This is a genomic window from Brumimicrobium mesophilum, from assembly GCF_003025005.1.
In the GTDB taxonomy this organism is placed as follows: Bacteria; Bacteroidota; Bacteroidia; order Flavobacteriales_D; family Crocinitomicaceae; genus Brumimicrobium; species Brumimicrobium mesophilum.
Genome location: NZ_PVSS01000006.1, coordinates 210,181 through 232,687, shown reverse-complemented (window position 1 = coordinate 232,687; position 22,507 = coordinate 210,181). Strand labels below are relative to the sequence as shown.

The 22,507-nt window shown below is 33.3% G+C and carries 19 protein-coding genes; 15 read left to right on the top strand and 4 right to left on the bottom strand.

Annotated elements, in window-relative coordinates:
* Positions 1-117: 117 nt before the first annotated feature.
* From C6368_RS08245 to C6368_RS08225, 5 genes are all read left to right on the top strand, one after another.
* The gene (locus C6368_RS08245; RefSeq protein ID WP_107038712.1) at positions 118-1,800 is read left to right on the top strand and encodes a T9SS type A sorting domain-containing protein; all 1,683 of its coding nucleotides are present in this window, start codon (positions 118-120) and stop codon (positions 1,798-1,800) included.
* 199 nt (positions 1,801-1,999) lie between these two features.
* A complete protein-coding gene (locus tag C6368_RS08240; protein ID WP_107038711.1) occupies positions 2,000-3,361 on the top strand; it encodes a S41 family peptidase in 1,362 nt (453 codons plus the stop codon).
* Between the two features lie 81 nt (positions 3,362-3,442).
* A complete protein-coding gene (locus tag C6368_RS08235; RefSeq protein WP_107038710.1) occupies positions 3,443-4,558 on the top strand; it encodes a DUF2914 domain-containing protein in 1,116 nt (371 codons plus the stop codon).
* 137 nt (positions 4,559-4,695) lie between these two features.
* Entirely contained in the window at positions 4,696-5,778 is a 1,083-nt protein-coding gene (locus C6368_RS08230; RefSeq protein WP_107038709.1) for a CNNM domain-containing protein, read from the top strand.
* A 101-nt stretch (positions 5,779-5,879) separates the two neighbouring features.
* Entirely contained in the window at positions 5,880-6,806 is a 927-nt protein-coding gene (locus tag C6368_RS08225; RefSeq protein WP_107038708.1) for an isoaspartyl peptidase/L-asparaginase family protein, read from the top strand.
* A gap of 205 nt (positions 6,807-7,011) precedes the next feature.
* On the opposite strand, the gene C6368_RS08220 is transcribed toward C6368_RS08225, so the two are convergent.
* Positions 7,012-7,884 (bottom strand): cyanophycinase, encoded by an 873-nt coding sequence (locus tag C6368_RS08220; RefSeq protein ID WP_107038707.1) that lies wholly within the window; start codon positions 7,882-7,884, stop codon positions 7,012-7,014.
* Positions 7,885-7,992: 108 nt separating this feature from the next.
* On the opposite strand from C6368_RS08220, the gene cphA reads away from it, so the two are divergent.
* From cphA to C6368_RS08195, 5 genes are all read left to right on the top strand, one after another.
* A complete protein-coding gene (gene cphA / locus C6368_RS08215) occupies positions 7,993-10,608 on the top strand; it encodes a cyanophycin synthetase (RefSeq protein WP_107038706.1) in 2,616 nt (871 codons plus the stop codon).
* Between the two features lie 115 nt (positions 10,609-10,723).
* Positions 10,724-11,395, top strand: coding sequence for a carboxypeptidase-like regulatory domain-containing protein (locus tag C6368_RS08210; protein ID WP_107038705.1), 672 nt, complete (start codon positions 10,724-10,726; stop codon positions 11,393-11,395).
* 5 nt (positions 11,396-11,400) lie between these two features.
* On the top strand, positions 11,401-11,808 hold the full coding sequence (locus C6368_RS08205; RefSeq protein WP_107038704.1) for a hypothetical protein: 408 nt from the start codon (positions 11,401-11,403) through the stop codon (positions 11,806-11,808).
* A gap of 109 nt (positions 11,809-11,917) precedes the next feature.
* On the top strand, positions 11,918-12,322 hold the full coding sequence (locus C6368_RS08200) for a hypothetical protein (RefSeq protein ID WP_159038513.1): 405 nt from the start codon (positions 11,918-11,920) through the stop codon (positions 12,320-12,322).
* Between the two features lie 98 nt (positions 12,323-12,420).
* Positions 12,421-13,524, top strand: a complete 1,104-nt coding sequence (locus C6368_RS08195) for a GTPase (protein ID WP_159038512.1) — start codon at positions 12,421-12,423, stop codon at positions 13,522-13,524.
* Positions 13,525-13,672: 148 nt separating this feature from the next.
* Here C6368_RS08195 and C6368_RS08190 read toward each other — a convergent pair whose 3' ends face one another.
* Both C6368_RS08190 and C6368_RS08185 read right to left on the bottom strand, forming a co-directional pair.
* Positions 13,673-13,879, bottom strand: a complete 207-nt coding sequence (locus C6368_RS08190) for a helix-turn-helix transcriptional regulator (RefSeq protein WP_107038701.1) — start codon at positions 13,877-13,879, stop codon at positions 13,673-13,675.
* A complete protein-coding gene (locus C6368_RS08185; protein WP_107038700.1) occupies positions 13,869-14,348 on the bottom strand; it encodes a hypothetical protein in 480 nt (159 codons plus the stop codon). The genes C6368_RS08190 and C6368_RS08185 overlap by 11 nt, the downstream gene beginning before the upstream one ends.
* Before the next feature lie 137 nt (positions 14,349-14,485).
* Here C6368_RS08185 and C6368_RS08180 point away from each other — a divergent pair, with 137 nt between their 5' ends.
* From C6368_RS08180 to C6368_RS08160, 5 genes are all read left to right on the top strand, one after another.
* Positions 14,486-15,889: an alpha/beta hydrolase gene (locus tag C6368_RS08180; protein WP_107038699.1), complete on the top strand. Its 1,404-nt coding sequence runs from the start codon at positions 14,486-14,488 to the stop codon at positions 15,887-15,889.
* Positions 15,890-16,053: 164 nt separating this feature from the next.
* On the top strand, positions 16,054-16,833 hold the full coding sequence (locus C6368_RS08175; protein ID WP_107038698.1) for a HipA family kinase: 780 nt from the start codon (positions 16,054-16,056) through the stop codon (positions 16,831-16,833).
* Complete coding sequence (locus C6368_RS08170) at positions 16,823-17,206, top strand: DUF3037 domain-containing protein (protein WP_107038697.1); 384 nt, start codon at positions 16,823-16,825, stop codon at positions 17,204-17,206. Before C6368_RS08175 ends, C6368_RS08170 begins: the two co-directional genes overlap by 11 nt.
* Before the next feature lie 227 nt (positions 17,207-17,433).
* A complete protein-coding gene (locus C6368_RS08165; protein ID WP_107038696.1) occupies positions 17,434-18,111 on the top strand; it encodes a hypothetical protein in 678 nt (225 codons plus the stop codon).
* Between the two features lie 97 nt (positions 18,112-18,208).
* Positions 18,209-20,620: a S9 family peptidase gene (locus tag C6368_RS08160; protein ID WP_107038695.1), complete on the top strand. Its 2,412-nt coding sequence runs from the start codon at positions 18,209-18,211 to the stop codon at positions 20,618-20,620.
* An 882-nt stretch (positions 20,621-21,502) separates the two neighbouring features.
* On the opposite strand, the gene C6368_RS08155 is transcribed toward C6368_RS08160, so the two are convergent.
* Positions 21,503-22,294, bottom strand: a complete 792-nt coding sequence (locus tag C6368_RS08155; protein ID WP_107038694.1) for an alpha/beta fold hydrolase — start codon at positions 22,292-22,294, stop codon at positions 21,503-21,505.
* Positions 22,295-22,507 lie beyond the last annotated feature (213 nt).

Here is a 22,507-nt window from a genome sequence, read left to right as displayed (position 1 = left end):
GAATAAAGATTCTAAAACTTGCTTTGTAATTCAACGAATATCTAAAACTTAGTAAATATTATGCTTTTCAAAATTTTCATCTTAACTTAGTTCAGTTAAAACAGAACTTCAAATACTATGAAAAAAATTACCCTAATTACCGCTTTTCTTATTTCATTTTCAAGTTTTTCTCAAGGATTAAATGGAGAAATTGGTTTTAATGATGAATATTGGCAGAGTTCACATGGTGCAATTACAGTTGATGAGTTTTCCTATTTTATTAACTATGAGGATATAGCTTCAAGTTATTTTTCTACCTCAAAACTGGTAAAAGTTGATACGCTAAGCAATGTAATTTGGAGTAAAACGATTTCACCACAATTTGCTGAGAGATTAACTATTCAAGAACTAACACCATCAGAAAATGGAGGAGTATATCTAATTGGATTAGGTATGCCAACATGTGATGCGGGTCATGAATGCTTTTCATTTATTCAAAAATATGACTCAAATGGTAATATTGAGTGGTCAAAAAATTGGACTGAAGAAGAATGCGGTGAAATAATTTTAAGTGGAATATCACTTAATATCAACAATGATTTTTTAGTAAATTATAGCACCCCAACCGAATCTAAAATATACACATTAAACTCTGGAGGTGTATTAATTGACAGTCTATTCATCAATCAAAAAGAATTAAAAGGCATTGTTGAACTTCAAAATTTAGAAAAAATCGCTTATAAACAAGATTCAATTTTCAAATTTGATAATAACGGCAGTTTATCGGGAACACTTGATTTCAGTTCAGAGATTCAAAATATAAAAGTTTATGACGACACGATTTTCATTTTAACCAATGACAGCATCTTTAGTTTTGATAGCAGCTTAGCAGGAATAGAATCCACAAATATTCCTGGTCATTCAGACTATTCCAATCTTAAAGTCTATAAAAATAAGATAGAATTTATTAGTCATAGCGCAACAGAACAAAAAATACTAACTCTGAATCGTCAATTTACCATTACTAATATTCTTAATATTCCGATTACCCAAGAAAAAAATACACCAAAGGATTTTAATGATTTGCATTTTACAACTACAATCAATTTTTCATTAACTAAATACACGTCAATTCGCCATTTAGACTTTTCAAGAAATTCAGTGCAGAATGTAAGTGTAAATTCAACTGATATTGGAATTATTGATATTCAGGAAACCAGTGTCGCTGCAATCCCCTTTCTTTCAACACCTAATGTATATACTGTTTACGTAAGTGCTGATGTCTTGATAAAAAACTATGGAAACAATATACTCAATGAGTGCAGGATAAATCATTTCATGGAACATGCTACATGTGGTGACCACACTTATTCTAATCATTTCTCAAACTTAAACCTTGCACCAAACGATTCTATGTGGATAACATTAGGTAATATGCACAGTGCATTGGGTTCGTCTCCAAGTGGTGCAATTACTCAGGACATTTGCGTTTTCACTAGCCACCCTAATTACACAACAGATTTGAATATTTCGAATGATGAATTTTGTAAAAGCATCACAGTAGGATATGTTGGACTTAACGAAAATGAAATCCCTGAAGTGAATATCTATCCAAATCCTACCAATTCATTCCTAAATATAGAAACCGACCAGAAAAATATTGACTATAAAATCTACTCCATGCAAGGTGTTCTCATCAACCAAGGAGATTTACATTCAAAGCAAATTGATGTCAGTAAATTATCGAACGGAATGTATGTTCTGCAATTGAATGCTAAGGATGGAAGTTTGAATTTCAGGAAACAATTTTTGAAGAAATAGCTAGTAAATATTATCCAATAGGAATCGGATTATAAACGACTTTCGTGGATTTAAAAATTCGTAATTGAGTTTAATTAAACCTTAATGATAAAAGAGAGACAAGCTATAATCCTATTTTTTCAATCATTAAAATATACTTTATCATAAATCTATCGTCTATCTGATATAGCATATTTTTCATAAATCTAAATCAGCAGAAATGAAAACCGTAATTTCAATTGTAATTTCATTTATTTTCATCTCAAATTTAACTTTGAGTCAAAAAATGACTTACATTTCTACTTCAAAAGCAATTGAGGATATTGAATTTTTAATCAAAAACATTGAAGAAATTCATTACAATCCTTACTTCATGACTAGCAAGGAGTATTTTAATAGAAATAAAAAAGATTTAATAAATAAATTCGCACCTGACTCTATTCCCTACCGGCAATTTATTCCCGTAGCAATGAAATTAGTGGCACTCATGAGCGGAGGACACACTTCGATGAGTTGGAAGAATGAAAGCATTATTCCCGAATTAAAAAACTTTATTTATATTCCATTCACTGGAAAACTAACTGATAATTTAGAAAGTTTTATCGTAACTAAATCAGCGACATCTGAAATAAAAATAGGAGAGAAAATAGAATCGATTAACGGAATTTCCATTGTAGATTTATACAACGAATGCATGTCATATATTGGAGGAATACCAACATACAAAAATGCAAATACAGAAATAATCTTTCCTTTGCTTCTATTTTATAACCAAAAGATTTCAGCTCCTTATGCTATAGATTTTGTTGATTCAGAAAGAAAGTACATATCCCCTGGACTAGCAATTTCTGAACTTTTGGAGCTTATAAATGAAGGGTCAATTATCGAGAACTATACTTTTGAAATTTTAGGAAACGATATTGGATTAATCACTTACAATAAATGTCAAGACTACAAAGCATTTGAAAAATTCACAAAATCAACTTTCAAAGCATTAAAAGAGAAAAACATCAACAAGCTCATTATTGACATTCGTCAAAATGGTGGAGGAAATTCGGATTTAAATGATCTTTTATTGTCTTACATTACCGAAAAACAATATAGACAATCAAGCGGAAGATATTGGAAAGTAAGTGAACAATCTAAGAAAGCGTACAAAGAAAACAATTACGAAAAATTTCTTGGAGAGGAATTCATGTCAGCGTATTATGCCCTAGAAAACCAATCTATTTTGAACGATTTTTCCGATGAAATGGTTCATCCAGAAAAACCAAAAAACTACTTTTCCGGAAAAACGTGTTTCTTAATTGGTCCCAGTACCTTTTCAAGTGCAAATTTCCTAGCTGATGCCGTAAAAACATATAAGCTAAGTACTTTGGTTGGGACGTCAACAGGAGAATATACAAATGATTTTGGCGAACAATTAACTTTTATTTTACCTCATTCTGGTTCGTCAATTTATGTTAGTTCTACCTACGATATTGGGGCAAATGGAAATCCAGATATTTTTGAACCAGTATCTCCAAATATTGAAGTGAAAGAAAATGTTTTAGAGTATGCCGTTAAATGGTTCGGGAAATAGTTGTTAAACACTGATAAAATCAACTTCTGTTTTCTCACAATCACATTCTTTTTACCTACTTTCAACCACTTCAATATAGGCATGAGCAGAGTAATAGAAAAATATAAGAAAAGCCGCTTTCGAAAGTTCGTTCGAAGGAATAGTAAATATGCACCAGTAATTTTCTTTGTCGGTGGTTTTATTTTTGACACCCTGACTCTCGGAAGAATTGATCGATTGTACGACATAACGGTGTTAAGTTTATATATGTTCTTACTAACCATCTCGCTATATCTCTATAACAGAGTTGGTGACAGAAGATGGAGAAATACCTTTTTCGAACCTTATCAACTTTACTTGCCTTTAGCAATTCAATTTTTCTTTGGAGGACTATCTAGCGCTTATGTAATTTACTTTTCACGGAGCGTTTCTTTGTCGAAAACCATAGCATTCTTTGTTATTCTATTGGTTTTACTTTTCGCCAATGAGTTACTAAAAAAACGTATTTCAAATAAATACCTGCAGTTTAGCGTCTATTTTTTTGTCAGCTTCACCTTTTTCACTTTTATGATTCCCGTTTTCATAAAACAGATGAATACAACTGTTTTTCTAATTTCTGGGTTGGTGAGTTTGATCACTACTTTAACCCTAATCACCATAATTTATAGGAAAAGTCCGAGCACAAGATTGGAAATTCGTATCAGGAAATTGATCACCATAATTCTTGTAATGTATGGAACCATCAATTTGTTTTATTTCACCAACCTCATCCCTCCTGTTCCATTAGCATTAGAAGCGGGTATCGTTGCTCATAATGTAGAACGTAAAAACGGCGATTTTTTGGTGACTTACGAACGAGATGATTGGTTTGTATTTTGGAGAGATCACAGAATAAAATACATCCATCAAGAAAATGAAAGTGTATTTGTATTTACTTCAATTTTTGCACCCACCAAAATATCGAAAGCAATTTTTCACCGTTGGCAATGGTTTAACGAAACTTCTAAGGAATGGGAAGTTGTAGATAACATAAGTTACAGAATAACTGGTGGTCGTGATGATGGTTTCCGAGGTTACACATACAAGAACAATATAAAACCAGGTTTTTGGAGAGTAGATGTGGTCACTAAAGAAAATTTGGTTTTAGGGATCATTGACTTCGAAATCATTATGGATGTAGAAAAGGAACCCAAAAGAATGGTTGAAAGAAGTTTTTAAGCGAACTCTAAAACATTTAATTCTGTTAAAAATTACTTCTATTTAAGATTATCTACATTGTTTAAGTCCTTGCTTTCATAGATTTTGTATTTTTAGATTATTCTAAACTATTAAACAAAAGAAACTCGAATTTCAACATGGTAGCATTATTTGTCTATTTATTCATTGCTTTATTCATTTCATTTTTGTGTTCAATCATGGAATCGGTATTGCTCTCCACTCCTCAATCATTCCTTATTGTGAAACAAAATGAGGGAAAAGTTTGGGCAAAATCTTTTATCGATCTAAAAATGAATATCGACAAACCATTGTCGGCTATTTTGACCCTAAATACTGTAGCACATACTGTAGGTGCAGCAGGTGTTGGAGCCGAGGCGGGAAAAGTATTTGGGGAAGCAGCATTTGGTGTTATCTCTGCAGTCTTAACTTTATTGATTTTGTTTTTAACGGAAATTATTCCAAAAACTGTTGGGGCTCAATATTGGAATAAATTGACAAAACCAGTTTACAAAGTCATTAAAGTAACAATTTTCATTACCTACCCATTTGTGATTATCTCTGCATTAATTACAAAATTATTTTCTAAAAAGGAAATTGAGGGCACTACAAGTAGAGCAGAAATAGCTGCTTTAGCGAGTATTGGAACTGAAGAAGGTTTGTTTTCTAAGAAAGAGAATAAAATAATTCAGAATATCTTAAGGTTGAAAAATATAAAAGTTAAAGAAATTATGACTCCAAGAGTTGTAGTGGCTTTTGCCGATGAAAAAATGAATTTGAAAGAGTTTCTGAAAGACAAGGAATATCTAAAATTCTCAAGAATTCCTGTTTATTCTGAAAACACTGAGGACATCACAGGTTATGTCATGAGACAGGAAGTTTTTGAACATTTGGCTGAAGGAAAGCAAAACTTAAGGCTAAAAGAATTAAAACACCCGATTCTACAAGTTCCAAATTCAACTGTTCTCTTTTCACTTTGGGAAAGTTTGTTGGAGAAAAAAGACCATATCGCACTAATAGTTGATGACTATGGAGGTGTGGATGGTATTGTTTCTATGGAAGATATAATTGAAACTTTGCTCGGTTTGGAAATTATGGACGAAAAAGATACCGTTCCCGATATGCAGAAATATGCACGTGACCGCTGGCAAAACAGGCAAGTAAAATATGAGAAAATTGATGACTTACGCAATGAAGACAATTCAAATGAAAGTCAAGATTGATGTTTTCAATGCCTTTAATTTAGCAACTAATTTTCGGAAATGATCTCTAATACTTTCGATCGATTTCCTAACTTTGTTATACAATAACATAAATTCTACAAATGAAATTTTCCATAGCAATTCACGGAGGTGCTGGTACACTCGTAAAAGGTATGATGACTCCAGAATTAGAGTTAAGATATAAAGCGGATCTAGAAAAGGCACTTGACGCGGGATACTCCGCACTTGAAAACGGAAAATCATCTGTTGATGCTGTAGAAACCGCTGTCAATATTTTAGAAGACTCTCCTCTTTTTAATGCCGGAAAAGGAAGTGTATTCACTGCCGATGAAACACATGAAATGGACGCGTCTATTATGGAAGGTAAAGATTTAAATGCAGGTGCAGTTTCTTTAATTTCTGGAATTAAAAATCCCATTAGCCTTGCGCGTGACATAATGGAAAAAAGCGAACACGTTTTCTTGGCAGGCAATGGAGCTATGACATTTGCCAAAATGAACGGCTACACAACAGAACTTGACTCCTACTTTTATGACGAACTCCGTCACAAACAATGGCTAGAAATAAAAGACACAGATGATTTTCAATTGGATCATTCAAAATCTAAAGATTCAAAATTTGGAACTGTGGGGGCAGTAGCCTGTGATAAAAATGGAAATATCGCTGCTGCCACTAGCACTGGTGGAATGACCAACAAGAAATTTGGTAGAATTGGTGATAGTCCAATGGTGGGTGCCGGAAACTATGCCAACAACGCAACTTGCGCAATTTCCTGCACTGGTAGTGGTGAATTCTTCATTCGTGGAGTTGTTGCGTATGATGTCGCATGTTTAATTGAACACAAGAACTACTCTTTAGAAAAAGCAGCCAACGAAGTCATCAACAATAGAATCCTCAAGATTGGTGGAGATGGTGGATTAATTGCTGTAAATGCAAAAGGCGATATCGCAATGCCTTTCAACACTGAAGGAATGTACAGAGGATGTAGAGATTCAGATGGCAGAAAAGAGGTATTGATTTATGGGTAAGGTTTTGTTTTAGAATTATTTAATTGTTAATGGGATGATATATTTAAGATTCGATGATTTAAATAGTAAAACATAAATCGAAGATATAATGTAGGGACGATTTGCAAATCGTCCTTTCCATTATTAAAGTATTATTTGATTCGTTGATTAATCTCGCCGAAGGCACAAGGTAAAAATCCGAAAACATTACAAAATTACACCAGCTCTAAACAAAAGCTTCATTCATCGGCAAAACCTTAATCGTTCTTGTATCAATTTCGAATCTATCACCGTTAGATAATACATGAGTTTTCATTCCTACAACAGTCATTGGTGTATTAAATTCTAAAATTTCATGGTAATTGTGGGTTGCTTCTCTTAAGTCAAAAACTATTGCCATACCCGAACCAATAACTTGAAATTCGCGTTTATTTCTAATAATAATCCCGGTATCTTCAGCTAAACCAACACCAATTAAATCTGGGAATTTTGCCACCGCTTCAGTCAATCTTCCAAATCTACCGCGACGAATAAAATGGGAGTCAATAATCAATTCAGGAATGAAACCTAATCCTTTCCCCATATCCACTACCCCTTTTCTAAAAGAATCTTTATTTGTTCCACCAGCGATCATTTGATGCGACATAACCATTGCTCCGGCACTTGTCCCAGCGATTACAAATGGCTCATTTATAAATTTATCCAGCATCACACGGTGAATTGTTGTTCCCAACATCTTTTTGGTAATCTTAGATTGATTACCACCAGAAAACATCACTGCGTTGGCAGATTGAATTAACTCAATGTTTATAGGATTCTCAGAATCTTCTTTCTTTAAAATGTGAAGAATATGAATGTTAGTACATCCTAATTTTTCGAAAGCATCAATATAATTCTGAGCAACTTCCTCAGGAATGCTTGATGCAGCGGGAATAACAACTATTTTAGCCTCTAATCCTCCTGCTTGTTTAACAACGTGAGAAAGTATTCCATCACCCACAAAATCAAAACTATAAGCCTCTTCTAGTTCATTTCTACTGCCTTTATCTTCATTTCCACCAATTGGAATAAGAATACCCTTAACGCAACTATCGTCCATTCAAAAAAATATTTTACAAAAGGTCAAAAATAGATGTATTTATTCAATCAAAACCATATATTTAAGAAATACTTAACAAATCTTCGATAAAATACTAAAATTACACTTATGAATATACGCAGTATAAATGCTATGCGCGGACCAAATTATTGGTCAATTCGTCGTCATAAATTAATAGTTATGGTTCTCGACCTAGAAGATATGGAACAAAAACCTACCAACAAAGTAGAAGGTTTTCGTGAAAGGTTAGAATCCATGTTTCCTGACATGTATAGTCATCGTTGTTCTATAGGAACTGCAGGAGGATTCTTTCAACGTGTTGACGAAGGGACTTGGATGGGACACGTTATTGAACATATCGCCCTTGAAATTCAAACTCTTGCAGGGATGAATGTAGGCTTTGGAAGAACACGTGGTTATGGTGAAGAAGGGGTATATAATGTGGTTTTTAATTACATGGAAGAGGAAGTTGGGCGTTTCGCTGCCAAAAGTTCTGTTGCGATTTGCGAAGCATTAATAAGTGGTGAAGCGTATGATTTAGAAGCTGATATTCAAGAAATGCGCGAATTGCGCGAAGCTGTGAGACTTGGACCAAGCACAGGGTCTATTATCGAAGAAGCCGAAGCAAGAAATATTCCTTGGATCAGATTGAACAAATATTCTCTTTGTCAATTGGGTTATGGCGCTAATCAGAAACGAATTCAAGCAACGGTTACCAGCGAAACAAGTAGTATTGGAGTTGAATTGGCTTGCGATAAAGAAGACACAAAGTATATTCTCGAACAAGCTGAAGTTCCCGTTCCAAGAGGTGAAATCATTAGGAAGGAATCATCATTAAAAGAAACATGTGATTATGTAAGGTTTCCTTTAGTAATTAAACCTATTGATGGAAATCATGGAAGAGGAATTACAGTAAATATCCAAAATTATGAAGAAGCTTTAGTAGCCTTTAATGCGGCCAAAGAAGTATCACGGTCAGTAATTGTTGAAAAATTCATTACTGGCGTTGATTATCGTATTCTAGTAATAAATAACAAACTTGTTGCCGCAGCATTGCGTTCACCTGCTCATGTTATCGGAGATGGAAAACAAAACGTACAACAATTAATTGATGAAGTTAATGCTGATCCCCGAAGAGGTTATGGACATGAAAATGTTCTGACCAAAATCACCACAAATGAACTTACAAAAACAATTATAAAAGCAGCAGGTTACACATTAGAAAGTGTAATTCCTGAAGGCGAAATGTTAATTTTAAAGGATACTGCAAACCTTTCGACTGGAGGAACTTCAGAAGATGTAACAGATATTGTTCATCCTGCAAATATTTCAATGTGCGAAAGAATATCTAAATTGATTGATTTAGATATTTGTGGAATTGATATCATGACAACTGATATTTCTCAACCACTTGATGCTACGGGTGGAGCGGTATTAGAAGTAAATGCAGGTCCTGGCTTCAGAATGCACCTAGCTCCTTCCAAAGGTTTAGCACGAAATGTAGCAGCTCCAGTAATCGACAAGTTATTTCCACAAGGAGCAACAGGTCGAATTCCAATTATTGCTATTACAGGAACAAATGGAAAAACAACCACAACCCGTTTAATTGCGCATATTGCAAAAATGAACGGAAAACGTGTAGGATACTCAACCAGTGACGGAGTTTATATTCAAAACAGACTTTTAATGACGGGTGACTGTACTGGTCCTTCCAGCGCAGAATTCGTTCTCAAAGATCCAACCGTAAACTTCGCTGTATTAGAATGTGCACGTGGTGGTTTACTTCGTGCTGGTCTAGGATTCAAGAAGTGTGACATCGGAATTGTAACGAATGTTGCTGCTGACCACCTTGGTTTGAAAGGTATTCATACAATTGAACAATTGGCGAAAGTGAAAGGAGTTATTCCGGAAACTGTCTTACCATCTGGCTACGCTATTTTGAATGCCGATGATCCTTTGGTGTATGATATGCGTAAAAATATCACTTGTAATTTGGCTTTGTTTTCAATGAACGAAAACAATAGTCACATTAAAGCCCTTCAAAAACGTGGTGGAATTACAGCCATTTATGAAAACGGTTATGTTACACTTTGTAGAGGAGAATGGAAAATGCGTATCATGAAGGCTGAAAATATTCCTTTGACTTACGGAGGAAAAGCAGAATTTATGATCATGAATGTTTTACCTGCAATTTTAGCTGCGAATATTCAAGGGTTTAGCATTGAAGATACAAAAGCAGCCTTGGAAACTTTCATTCCTTCGCCAACTCAAACACCAGGTAGATTAAACCTTTTCGAATTTAAGAAATTCAATGTTCTACTTGATTACGCTCACAATCCAGCCGGAATGCGTGCATTAAAACAATTCGTAGATTCATTTGATTCAAGTGAAAAAGTGGGTATTATATCTGGAATTGGTGACAGACGTTTGGAGGACAACAGAGAAATTGGGAGCGTTGCTGCAACGATGTTTGATAAAATCATTATTCGACAAGACAAAAATCTACGTGGAAAAACTGAAAATCAAATTATCGAAATGGTTCTTGAAGGAATTAACCAAGAAAATTCAAATATGGAAACAGCAATTATTCCATCAGAAAAAGATGCTATTATTCACGCTGTGGAAAACGCAAAAGATGGTTCATTAATTGTCATTAGCAGTGATGTGATTCCAGAAGCATTAGAACTTGTTGCGCAGTTGAGAGACAGCGAACTGAAAGGCTAAAATTAATAAGATTATATGCTCAGAATGATATGCGGCAATACTTAATAAGTGTTGCCGTTTTAATGTAGAATTAATTTTTTAAATGCTATTGTAAAACCAAGACTTGATTACTAAAATGAAAACATCAGCACTCACTCTTTTTTTATTCATTTTCTTTTATAATCAATTTTACGCCCAATCATATACTGGTCCATTTTCAGGTACCATTACAAGCAAGGAAAATGCACCATTTCCAAATGTAAAAGTCGTTATCTATGAAAATGATATAGCCATTGACTCAACTTTTACGGATTCATTAGGGAATTATAGTTTCAAAATTGAATTTAAACCTAAATTAGAATATTCCTCCAGTTACCATCACAATGACTTTCACGAAGCTACCTTGGATATATTTCGAGAAGCTACTGATACTACAATTAATGTTGAATACTTCATAGATATTCAACTGACTAGTTATAGATATGATAAATTCGACAATAGCGCCTACTATGAAATGAATGTCATTGATAGCTTTTCGAATATTGAAATAGGATGGTTTAAAGATTTAATGGATGAATATCCTTTAATGTGTTTAAAGTTTACTCAGTCAATTCATCCTAATGAAAGGATAAAAACAGCTGAAGAAAGAATGAAGTTTTTTGAAAATAAACTAAAAGAATTCGGATGTGATATGAATAGAATCTGTTTTTCTTCTGAAATTTTTAAATTAGAATCGCATCAATTAGAATTAAACAATAAATCCCGAATTCAAGGGGAAATCACTAGTATGGATGGGAGTTGTAAGTAAATTAAATGAAAGAAAAAAATATATCCAAAAACTATCCATTTAATGCATGGTCACTTACTGTATGTACTGGACCTTTATTATGGTTAATTTATCATATATTATTCAATGAAGGTTTTGGATGGGTTGATTTCCAATATTTGCCAGTATTCATTTTCTTTGGTGTGCTTTTTTCCCTCCCTTGGCTTGTACTTTACGTTTTGCTTTTTAAATTCTTGACAAAGAAAATAATGTCTTCATATCTTACCAAAGGCATTTTATCAATTGCAGGTGTTCTAGGGATCTTAATAACATTCAAATTAATAAATGGAGCTCTTGCAAACGAATTTACAATGTTTTATTGTTCATCATTCTTAATTTCTACTTGGATTGTTAATTTCACTAAAGGTGAAAAAGAATTTGAAATCAACACATAAGCTAATAACACTCACAAATGTTAAATCAAATATTATCCTTTGTAAGTCAATTGAAAAATTGTAATTTTCTATCCTTCAAACTTGACAATTAAAGCTTTAAATACAAAACATGAAACAGTTTCTAATTATATTCTTATCCGCTTCACTACTGGCTATGACATCTGCTTGCAAGAAAATCTCAACACCAAATGAAGAATCACGCGAATTGTTTGGTTCATGGGAGTATGAATATGATTCTGGAGGTTTTTCCGGTGCCGGAGGAAGTACAAAATACAACAGTGACAGTTGGATAGAATTTACCGAAAGAGGATTCTTCAAAGTTTATGAAGGTTCAAACAAAGAAAGTCAAAAGAAGTATCGCATAAAAATGAAAGAGTCTATTTACTCTAGCGAAGAAAAACCAGCTATCGTTTACTTAAATGGTGATTATGAAATGTTTACGATAGAAGATGATAAACTCTACATAAGCGACAATCACTACGACGGATTTACTTATACCTTTTCGCGTAAATAGTTGAAATTTATGGCAACTTAGGTTTTTTTAAGATTTCTGAAATCTCTTATTCACAAAATCACTTCAATATTAAACAAATCCTAGTTATCTTTATGAATATGGAAATCGACAAGATGAACCCAAAAGAGGTACTCAATAAAATTAATAAAGACTTAGAAAGCTACAAAAATGCTAAAATCAAATGCGGAATCATTGGACGAAGTGGAACGGGTAAATCTTCCTTAATTAATGCCATTGCTGGTGAAGAAATCGCAGAGGTTGGTGAAATAGAAACTACGGTTAACCTCGAAGATCCAATTGAAAGCAATGGACTTTTATTTTATGACCTACCTGGCTGTTCAACATCAAACTTTCCGAAAGAAGATTACATTAAAGAATTCAAAATTGATGAATTTGATTGCGTAATTTTAGTCACCGCAGATCGCTTCTTTGAAGATGATTTGTACTTAATCAAAGAACTCCTTGCCATAAAAAAACCTGTCTTCATAGTGAGAACGAAAATCGACTTTTCCATAGAAAGAGGATTAAAAAGAGGTGTTTTGGGCAGTGCAACCTACAAAAAGATTTTCGAAAATATTGAAGAAAACATCAAAGGATTGGAGGTCAATGGGATTTATTTGACTTCTGCCGACCATCCGAAAAAATTCGATTTCAGTAGATTATTGGAGGATATTTTTTTTTCTCTAAATAGCTTTAAAAAAGAACGATTTATTGCGGACATCAACATTACGAGTCAAAAAATTCTAGACGAAAAAAAAAGAATCGCTGAAAAAACAGTGATGAGACATTCAGCTCTGGCGGCGGCCAACGGATTAAATCCAATTCCAGGACTCGATATTAGTGTTGATTTAGCACTAGTTGTAAAAATGTCAAAAGAAGTTCAATCCATTTACGGTCTTGGCAAAGAACAACAAGCTTTCAATATTCAATTTTTAGATAAGAAAAGCGCCAAGTTTATCGCTTCGATCGTTCTTCAATATTCTACAAAATACGGAGGAAAAGAGGCAATTATGATTTTACTAAAGAAAGTAGGTTCCACATTGGCAACAAAATCTGCATCAAAATGGGTTCCATTTGTTGGTCAGGTCATTGCAGCAGGAATTGGTTTCAAAATGACATCATGGTTAGGAAAAGACATGGTGAAAGATGCTGAGGTGATAGCAATTGAGACTTTTGAGGCGATAAAGGAATCTGTTGATTGACAAGAAGATATTCTTTAGAGACTTCCACAAAACCGCAATACAATAAGAGTCAAACAAAAAATCCGTGAATATCCGCGTTGCCTGCAGTTCTACTGAGCCCGCCGTAGTATCCGTGTCGTCCGCGTCCCATTATGCAAACATAACTACACTACTCCCAATCACTATCCTCCAAAACAAAAATTTCACTTATTTCCACTTCGAAAATTTGTGCTAATCTTAACGCCAAAACTGTCGATGGAACATATTTCCCCAACTCCATTGCATTGATCGTTTGTCGACTTACTTTGGCCAGCTTCGCTAATTCGGCTTGCGTAATATTCTTTTTGGCTCTTTCTACTTTTATACTATTCTTCATAACTAGCCGATTTTTTAAGTTTTAAAAGTTGCCAATTGAAACGAATTACAAAGAAAAGTAAAATCGTAAACATGTTGAAAATCATGACATTTAAAAAGGCCAAATCATAAATAAACAAAATGGACAATAATAGAATTCCATAATTTACATAAACAGCCCAAACCAAAGACTCTAGTCGGATTTTAGCAATGAATTCATCTTCTGTCTTTTCTTTAGAAAATGCTACCATTAGAGAACTTACAATAACGAGAATTAATAAAATTTCGTCCAAAATATTGTTCTTTACCAAACTAAAAAACTTCATTTCTGAAAATAATTCCGATGAAATTATTGAAGGAACGCTAATCGTTAAAAATTCTGGTGCAAATCCTCCATTGATAAAAGAGATTAGACCAAAAATGAATGATGGAATTAGAATAATCCATCCAATCTTCTTGTATTTACTGGGAAACAGGTATTTAACTTTCATAATTATTAATTTAATTCTCGACGAAAGTAAAACAATTATTACAATATGTCAAACAAACTTTACATATGATTCAGTTTTTATCTTTTTTAGTGTAACCAAACCCTTATATTTGGGTTATTGACTACAAAACTACTTTTATGAGATATTTACTCCTGGCCTGCATTTTTTCATTTTCACATTTCGCTTATTCACAATCACAAGGCAAACCACTTGACTTTAAAATTGACTCAAAAGTTTTCGATAAAGAAAGAACCATTTCTATTTTTCATCCAAATGCCTATTTTGAAGAAAAGTCAACCGAGAAATTTTCTGTAGCTTATATTTTCGATGGTCAATTTGAACCTTACTTCACAATGGTGAGTTCAATCATGAGTTATTATGAACAAACAGACGAAGGTGTTCCAATGATTATCGTTGGAATTCACTCAGAAAATCGCTGGGGTGAATTTGTTCCTACGGAAAAAGAATCACGGTCTGATAAAATTGAAAATGCCGACCAACTATCATTGTTTTTAGCATCAGAGGTAATGCCAATGGTCGATTCAATGTACCGAACGAAAGACCTCAATATCGGTATCGGTCATTCCCTTGGTGGCACATTTGTAATCAATGAAGTCATAAAGCAAAACTCAATTTTTGATGCAGTGATAGCGGTTAGTCCAAATTTAAGAATGGAAAATGAGCGAATTCTTAAAGATGCACAGGTGTTTTTTGATGAAAACCCGGAAAATAATCGCTTTATTTATACATCTGTTGGAACTGAAGGAGAAATGGAGCAAAGTTTTCAACACAGTTTAGCCAACCTCAATACTATCGTTGAAAAGGCGAATTTACAAAACATGTATTGGAAATATGATTTACTACAGAAGGCCAATCACATGACGACCTTTGTTCAAACATTTGATGCAGGTTACCTCGCTGTGTCATCCAAATTGGCTTTATTGGATGATAAACTCATAGAATTAGCATCTGACACAAATGTTAATATTGTTGAGAATTTAAATAATTATTACAGGGAATTAGAAGCTTTCACTAAGGAAAAACAAAACATTAACGCAGGATTAATTTTAAATCACGCTTCGACTTTGAGTCGTTATGGAAAATACCAAAGCAGCAATGAATTAAGTAAAAACGCCCTTGAATTGTTAGAAACTGAAGAACTTTCAAAAGGAGAAAAGAAAAAATTAACTGAGAGAATTGAAGATCAAATTTTACGCTCAAAATTTAACGGATTAGCCAACGAAGCAAAAGAATTAGCTAACGAGAAACGTTTTAAAGAAGCCAACGAACTTTATTTAAAAGCCTTTGATTTAGGTTTAATTAGAGCCACTCATAACATTAGAATGAGGTCTGTTCCTATTTTAGTACAAGCAGGAAACAATGAAGAAGCCTTCAAGCAATTAGATTTATTGGCCAATAAATTTAAACTAGGTGGAAATGGTTCTTTTATCAATGACGAAAGGTTAAAACCTTTGCATAGCGACAAAAGATGGGAGGAATATATGTCGAAATTAGAAAAAAACGCAGGGAAATATAGATAGGTCAATTATGATTTACGAATTGTAAATAATTACCAATGTAGGGACGATTTGCAAATCGTCCTTCATCATTGTTAAAAAAGTAATTTAAATATTCTCAAAACTATCCTCCTACTTTTTCATTATCTTCGCTCAGTTAAAATCAATATTCCAAAACAAATCGTTTTATGCACAAAATTGATATTCGCACAGTTGATGTCGTCCAATATATAAGTCCTTTACGAGAAGGTGGTTCAATGCCTGGACTCGTAAAGGCCGATGATGAATTCACTTACATCATTAAATTTCGAGGTGCAGGACAAGGTAAAAAAGCACTAATTGCCGAGTTTCTTGGAGGAGAATTGGCAAGAGCAATTGGTTTAAAAATGCCGGAATTGGTTTTTATGAACCTCGATGATTCATTTTCGATAATGGAACCAGATGAAGAAGTTCAAGATTTACTGAAATTCAGTGTTGGATTAAATCTGGGAATGCATTTCTTACCTGCTGCCATCACTTACGATCCTTTAGCTTCGATAGTTGACGCAATGACTTGTTCTAAAATCGTGATGCTGGACAGTTTGATTTCAAACATTGACAGAACAACTAAAAATCCAAATATATTGATTTGGAAGAAAGAATTATGGGTTATAGATAATGGTGCTAGTTTTTATTTCCACCACAATTGGGAAAATTGGCGAAACCATCTTACCCGCAGTTTCCCAATGATAAAAGACCATGTTTTATTGGAAAAAGCAAGCAAACTTGATGAAGCTGCGAAGGAAATTCTAAAATATTTGAGTGAAGAAAGGATTAAAGAAATTATTCAAGCTATTCCGGAAGAATGGTTAGAAGATGAACAAGACACCTTGAATCCAGATGAAAAACGTGCAGCTTATTTGGAATATATGATGGCAAAATTGGGATTAATTGATGTACTCGTAAAAGAAGCTCAAGATGCAAGATAAATTTATATACGAATATGCCATCATCCGCTTTTCACCACTCGTTGAACGTGGAGAATTCTTCAATATTGGAGCTATTCTTTATTCTAAACCAAAGAAATTTCTTGAACTTCGTTTTCATATAGACGAAGATAAGTTGGCAGCATATAAAAGTGAATATAGTAAAAATGAACTCGAAGAATACTTAAAAGCTTGGGTAGATATTTGCAATGCGAATCCGAAAAAGAATGCCATTGCACAAATGGAAATGCCCGATCGTTTTCGATGGTTAGTTGCCACAAGAAGTACGATTATTCACAGTTCTCCTACTCATACTGGTGTTTGTGTAGATCCTAAAAAAGAATTGGAGGATATTTTTGAAAGGTTTGTTTTGTAAGGTTATCCCCTGAGGAAACAAAGAATTCACTAAGTTTGCTGAGTTCTTTGGTGGTATATAAATCGCTAAGAAAAAACTATAAAAACAATTGATGTTTATTCCCATTGAGTATGAGAACGTTTCGCTAAGATTGTAAAATCTACCGATATCATTTTTGTAGGTAAAATTAAAGATTCAAGAATAAATCAAATTAAAACTAGAGAGCTAAATTTATAAATTGAACTATCATGAAAACATTCCTCAAAATATCATTCATTCTTTTCAACTTTACTACGTACAGCTTCTTTTCTAATTCTCAAACGAAATCAATTTACATTCAAATTGATACTATTGTGACTTTTGATAAGTATGAAACATCTCTAAAATTCAAAGTCGAAGAACTTAATGAATCTCATGATAATTCAACTTCTTCTTACAAGATAAATGACTTTCCAAATTTCACGGGGAATTTATACATTGATTCAGATTCATCACAAGTTAAAATACCTGTTGATAATAAAGGGAGTTATATTGTTCTTGAAAACGTTTATAAGATTGATACGCTCCTTATTCAAAAATTCGAATATTTCAACACTCAACCACCCGATTCAACTTTTGAAACCCGATTATCCTACAAATTGAAAAATGATAAACGAGATTCCATACCGAATAGAATTGAAAGAAAATTGAAAACTAAAAAAATAAAATCTCCACCTAAGAATATTACTTTAACTATCAATAATGAGGAGTATAAATTTAATCTAAAGCTCATTGAGGTTCCTCATTCTATCATTATAAATGGTCATGGTTATAATCGAAACAATCCTTATAAGCGAAATGGCAAATACAAAAATAGACTTACCAGCTTTGATTTAACTGCAAATCAATTGAAATATTACTGGGTCGGCAGAATTCTCCTCGAATAATCCAAACATGATTTATCAATTCCAAATCACCATTATCAATTAACATTCACTATTTTAGAACCACAATAAATTTATCACAAACAAAAATTCAGCTCCTATGAGAACATTTTCATTTCTATTTGTATTCCTTTCATTTTTAAGCGTTAACGCACAAGAAGGATTAACCTATCAAAAGCCATCTAAAGAAATTTTAGATTTAGTCGATGTGTCACTTGCGCCAAGCGTTTTAATGGACGAATCAAAAACATTCATGATTTTAATTTCTCGAAACATGTACGGTTCTATTGAAGAACTTTCTCAAGAGGAATTACGATTGGGAGGTTTACGTATCGACCCAAAAACGAACATTGGAAGTCGTGTAAATTATTACAATAATCTTCAAGTAAAAAAACTAAAGGATAAAAACAGTGAAATCATTCAGGTGAAAAACTTACCTGAGAATGCTAAACTCACAAATTTCAAATGGTCGCCAAATCAAAAGAAAATGGCCTTTACCAACACCACTTCAAATGGAGTTGAAGTTTGGGTTATGGACTTAGTCTCTGCAACTGCTAAGAAACTAACAGAAGACAATGTTAATGCTAATATTGGTGATGTGATCAACTGGTTTGATGACGGAAATTCATTATTAGTAAAACTAGTTTCAGAAAAAAAGCAAGACCTCATCAATACGAAAACAGCGGTTCCTACAGGTCCAACTATTTCAGTAAATGACGGGAAAAAAGCACAAAATAGAACTTACCAAGATTTATTGAGCAATAAAAATGATGAACATAATTTCGAGCAATTGGCGCTATCAACACTTTACAAAATTAGTCTAGATGGAAGCGCAGTAAAATGGCTAGAAAGTAATTTATATTCTTCTGTTGATTTTTCACCAGACGGAAACTACGTAATGATTGAAACAATAGAAAAACCATTCTCCTACTTAGTTCCTTATTACAGATTCCCATCAAAAACAACAATTTACACCAAAGATGGAAAAATGGTGGAAACAGTATTAGAAGTTCCATTAATCGAAGATCTACCTCAAGGATTCATGGCCGTAAGAACAGGAAAAAGAAACTTTTCTTGGAGAGGTGACAAACCAGCTACATTAATTTTCACAAAAGCACTAGATGGAGGAGATCCTGAAAATGAAGTTCCTTTCAGAGATGAAACTTTCGAAATGGATGCCCCTTTTAATGGAAGTGAAAGAAGTTTAATTAAAACAATAAACAGATTGAGCCGTATTCAATGGGCGAGTAATTCTGTAGCCGTAGCAAGTGATTATTGGATTAACACTCGAAATACGAAATCATATGTTTTCAACCCTTCTGATGCATCAGTTGAACCGCGAATTTTATCAGACAGAAGTTACCAAGATAGATATAGCGATCCAGGAAGTTTTGTAACGAAAAGAAACGAATTAGGAAGAAGTGTAATCGCGCTTTCAGGAGATAACGCTTATTTATTAGGTGATGGATACTCTGAAGAAGGTCAATTTCCATTCTTGGACCAACTTAATTTGAAAGATTTTAAAACCAAAAGAGTTTACCAATCTAAATACACAGATAAAATTGAAAACTTACAAGATTATGATTTAGAAAACAATCAACTTTTGGTGAGAATAGAATCTCCAACGGAATACCCAAACTACTCATTTAGAGATGTTAAACGCAACAAATTAAAGCAAATTACTTTCTTCAAAAATCCTTTCGTAAGCATTCAAAACGTTCAAAAAGAAGTAATTGACTACAAACGTGCTGACGGTTTAGATTTATCTGGTACTTTATATTTACCAATTGGTTATGATAAAGAAAGTAAAGAGAAAATGCCTATGATTATTTGGGCTTACCCAACAGAATACAAGGACAAAGCAAATGCTGGACAAAACACCCAAAACCCAAATAAATTCACCTTCCCGTATTATGGATCAATGATTTATTGGGTAACAAAAGGTTATGTTGTTTTGGACAATGCTTCTTTCCCAATTGTTGGTGAAGGAGATGAAGAGCCAAACGATACTTACATCGAACAACTCGTGGCCAATGCAAAAGCTGCAATTGACGCTGTGGACGACATGGGATATATTGACAGAAACAAAGTTGCTGTTGGTGGACATTCTTATGGTGCATTTATGGTAGCCAACTTACTTTCTCACTGTGATTTGTTCGCAGCTGGAATCGCAAGAAGTGGAGCATATAACAGAACATTAACGCCATTTGGATTCCAAAGTGAGGAGAGAAATTATTGGGAAGCTCCAGAAGTTTACAATACAATGTCGCCATTTATGAATGCTGATAAGATGAAATATCCATTGTTATTAATTCATGGTGAAGCAGACAACAATTCAGGAACTTATCCAATGCAAAGTGAGCGTTATTTTAATGCATTAAAAGGTTTAGGAGCAACCGTTAGATTAGTAATTTTACCAAAAGAAAGTCATGGTTATAAATCAAAAGAGAGCATTCTTCACTTGTTGTGGGAACAAGATCAGTGGTTAGAGAAATATGTAAAGAATAATTAATAATTGAATTCTAAAATTAAAAACCTTCAGCTTTAAATAGTTGGAGGTTTTTTATTTTAATTGTTTACTTTTCCTGTAGTATACCAAACTTTAAACGCCCACAGCATTTACTTTATTTATAATTTATACAACGTCATTTTCAAGCCGTTGAAACGGCTAGAAGGCTAGTTCTGGATTCCTTTGAATGCGGGATTCATCCCGCATCAATTGCATTTCTTTTCAAAAAAAATTTGAGAATATTTTATCACTATTTCATAGCATTTAAATTCTAATAATCTATTTATTTTTAAGGACTTCCATTCTTTGCCTAAAATCAATTGGTGAGGGATTCATCCCTCACTAAATTAAACTATGAGCTATCCAAAAGTGGTTTCAACCACTTATTAAATGATTTAAATAGATTGGGAATAATAGTAAGATTGGTGATTTTACCAAAAGAAAGTAGCCTTCATTTATTGTGGGAACAAGATCAATGGCTAGATAAATGCGTTAAGTCAGTAGAGAGTTCTGAGGAGAGAGTATTGAGGAGACAGTTTGAGTTCTTCTTACTCCAAACTCAATACTCAGTACTTTTTTGTTTACCTTTGTAATCAACGATAAAACTAGAAAATGGATTTCATACTAAGTGATACAACAAGCAATTTAATCTTGATCTTTGGAGGATTAATTTATCTTTCATTGCTCATTTTCCTAATAAAAACAGAATTAGAAAGCTCAAGTTCTAAGTTTCAATCATTTCTATGGATTCTCTTTTCATTCGTCTTCCCTTTTCTCCCACTTATTTATTTCATCTTGTTTTTTGCGAACAAAAGAAAAAGACAATTACGATAAACTGAAAGGAATAAGAGCTTTTGACGCTCTAAACTCAAGACAAATTACTCTCTACTGATTACTGTTTTGCAACTTCAAAAATGAAATGACCTTACTATTAAATTCAAGTGGTTGGTCAACATTCACCACGTGTCCACAATTCTGAATAACGTGCAACTGGGCGCTCATGTGTTTTGAAATCACTTCCTTAATTGATGGCAAAAACAAATGATCTTGTTCTCCCATAATGTAAAGTGTTGGAATATTGATGTCTTTCATTCTGAATAATCGCAGCAATGGCGTTAATTCAGTGGTTAATTTATACCATCTTTTAAATTCCTTTTGATATAATTTTCTTGCTTCCTTAACGAATAACGAACGAGATACTTTGTGGTTTTTTCTTGGCATAATCACGAATGCAAAGAGTTTATACAAGAAAATATACGGAACAACTGATTTAAAGACATTACCAAATCCTATCAAGAATTTTGAACGTACATTCAATTTGAGAATCGCACCACCCATCACCATACTTTCAACCCTTTCAGGGTTTCTTTCTGCCAGATCACGAATTAAGATTGTCCCTAAAGAAATTCCTATAAAATGTGATTTTTCAATTTTTAAATGATCCAGTACTTCTAAAACATCATTCGAAATAACCTGAAAAGTATATTTTTCATTACTAATTTGCTTCACTGGAACCTGACTCTCACCATGTCCACGTAAATCAATCAATAAAATATTGAATTCACTTTTGAAAGCCCTAATTTGTCGAAACCAAATAGAACTGCTTCCCCCTGCTCCATGAACAAAAGTCACCCATTTGGTGGTGTTTTCATTTCGATAAATTGAATAACTTAACATAGTTTTGTAAGAGGGTTTTAATGCTGTATTAACACATCGATTGCTCAAAAGTTTTACAATAATACAATAAAGTAAGGATACATCTTTAATTTATTTTTCATTGAAATACAGCGACTTGAATAATTTTCAATGCATACATAAGAGTTTTCAATGTTAACTTCAATAATTATAGGGAGATAAGGAAATTACTGAATTAGATTATGGCTTAAAAAC

Coding starts and splice junctions, on each gene's coding strand:
- C6368_RS08205 (WP_107038704.1), top strand. CDS start 11,401: ATGAAAGAAAAAAATATATCCAAAAACTATCCATTTAATGCATGGTCA.
- C6368_RS08190 (WP_107038701.1), bottom strand. CDS start 13,879: ATGAAGAATAGTATAAAAGTAGAAAGAGCCAAAAAGAATATTACGCAA.
- C6368_RS08175 (WP_107038698.1), top strand. CDS start 16,054: ATGCACAAAATTGATATTCGCACAGTTGATGTCGTCCAATATATAAGT.
- C6368_RS08235 (WP_107038710.1), top strand. CDS start 3,443: ATGAGCAGAGTAATAGAAAAATATAAGAAAAGCCGCTTTCGAAAGTTC.
- C6368_RS08155 (WP_107038694.1), bottom strand. CDS start 22,294: ATGTTAAGTTATTCAATTTATCGAAATGAAAACACCACCAAATGGGTG.
- C6368_RS08230 (WP_107038709.1), top strand. CDS start 4,696: ATGGTAGCATTATTTGTCTATTTATTCATTGCTTTATTCATTTCATTT.
- C6368_RS08185 (WP_107038700.1), bottom strand. CDS start 14,348: ATGAAAGTTAAATACCTGTTTCCCAGTAAATACAAGAAGATTGGATGG.
- C6368_RS08210 (WP_107038705.1), top strand. CDS start 10,724: ATGAAAACATCAGCACTCACTCTTTTTTTATTCATTTTCTTTTATAAT.
- C6368_RS08180 (WP_107038699.1), top strand. CDS start 14,486: ATGAGATATTTACTCCTGGCCTGCATTTTTTCATTTTCACATTTCGCT.
- C6368_RS08245 (WP_107038712.1), top strand. CDS start 118: ATGAAAAAAATTACCCTAATTACCGCTTTTCTTATTTCATTTTCAAGT.
- C6368_RS08220 (WP_107038707.1), bottom strand. CDS start 7,884: ATGGACGATAGTTGCGTTAAGGGTATTCTTATTCCAATTGGTGGAAAT.
- cphA (WP_107038706.1), top strand. CDS start 7,993: ATGAATATACGCAGTATAAATGCTATGCGCGGACCAAATTATTGGTCA.
- C6368_RS08200 (WP_159038513.1), top strand. CDS start 11,918: ATGAAACAGTTTCTAATTATATTCTTATCCGCTTCACTACTGGCTATG.
- C6368_RS08160 (WP_107038695.1), top strand. CDS start 18,209: ATGAGAACATTTTCATTTCTATTTGTATTCCTTTCATTTTTAAGCGTT.
- C6368_RS08165 (WP_107038696.1), top strand. CDS start 17,434: ATGAAAACATTCCTCAAAATATCATTCATTCTTTTCAACTTTACTACG.
- C6368_RS08225 (WP_107038708.1), top strand. CDS start 5,880: ATGAAATTTTCCATAGCAATTCACGGAGGTGCTGGTACACTCGTAAAA.
- C6368_RS08195 (WP_159038512.1), top strand. CDS start 12,421: ATGGAAATCGACAAGATGAACCCAAAAGAGGTACTCAATAAAATTAAT.
- C6368_RS08240 (WP_107038711.1), top strand. CDS start 2,000: ATGAAAACCGTAATTTCAATTGTAATTTCATTTATTTTCATCTCAAAT.
- C6368_RS08170 (WP_107038697.1), top strand. CDS start 16,823: ATGCAAGATAAATTTATATACGAATATGCCATCATCCGCTTTTCACCA.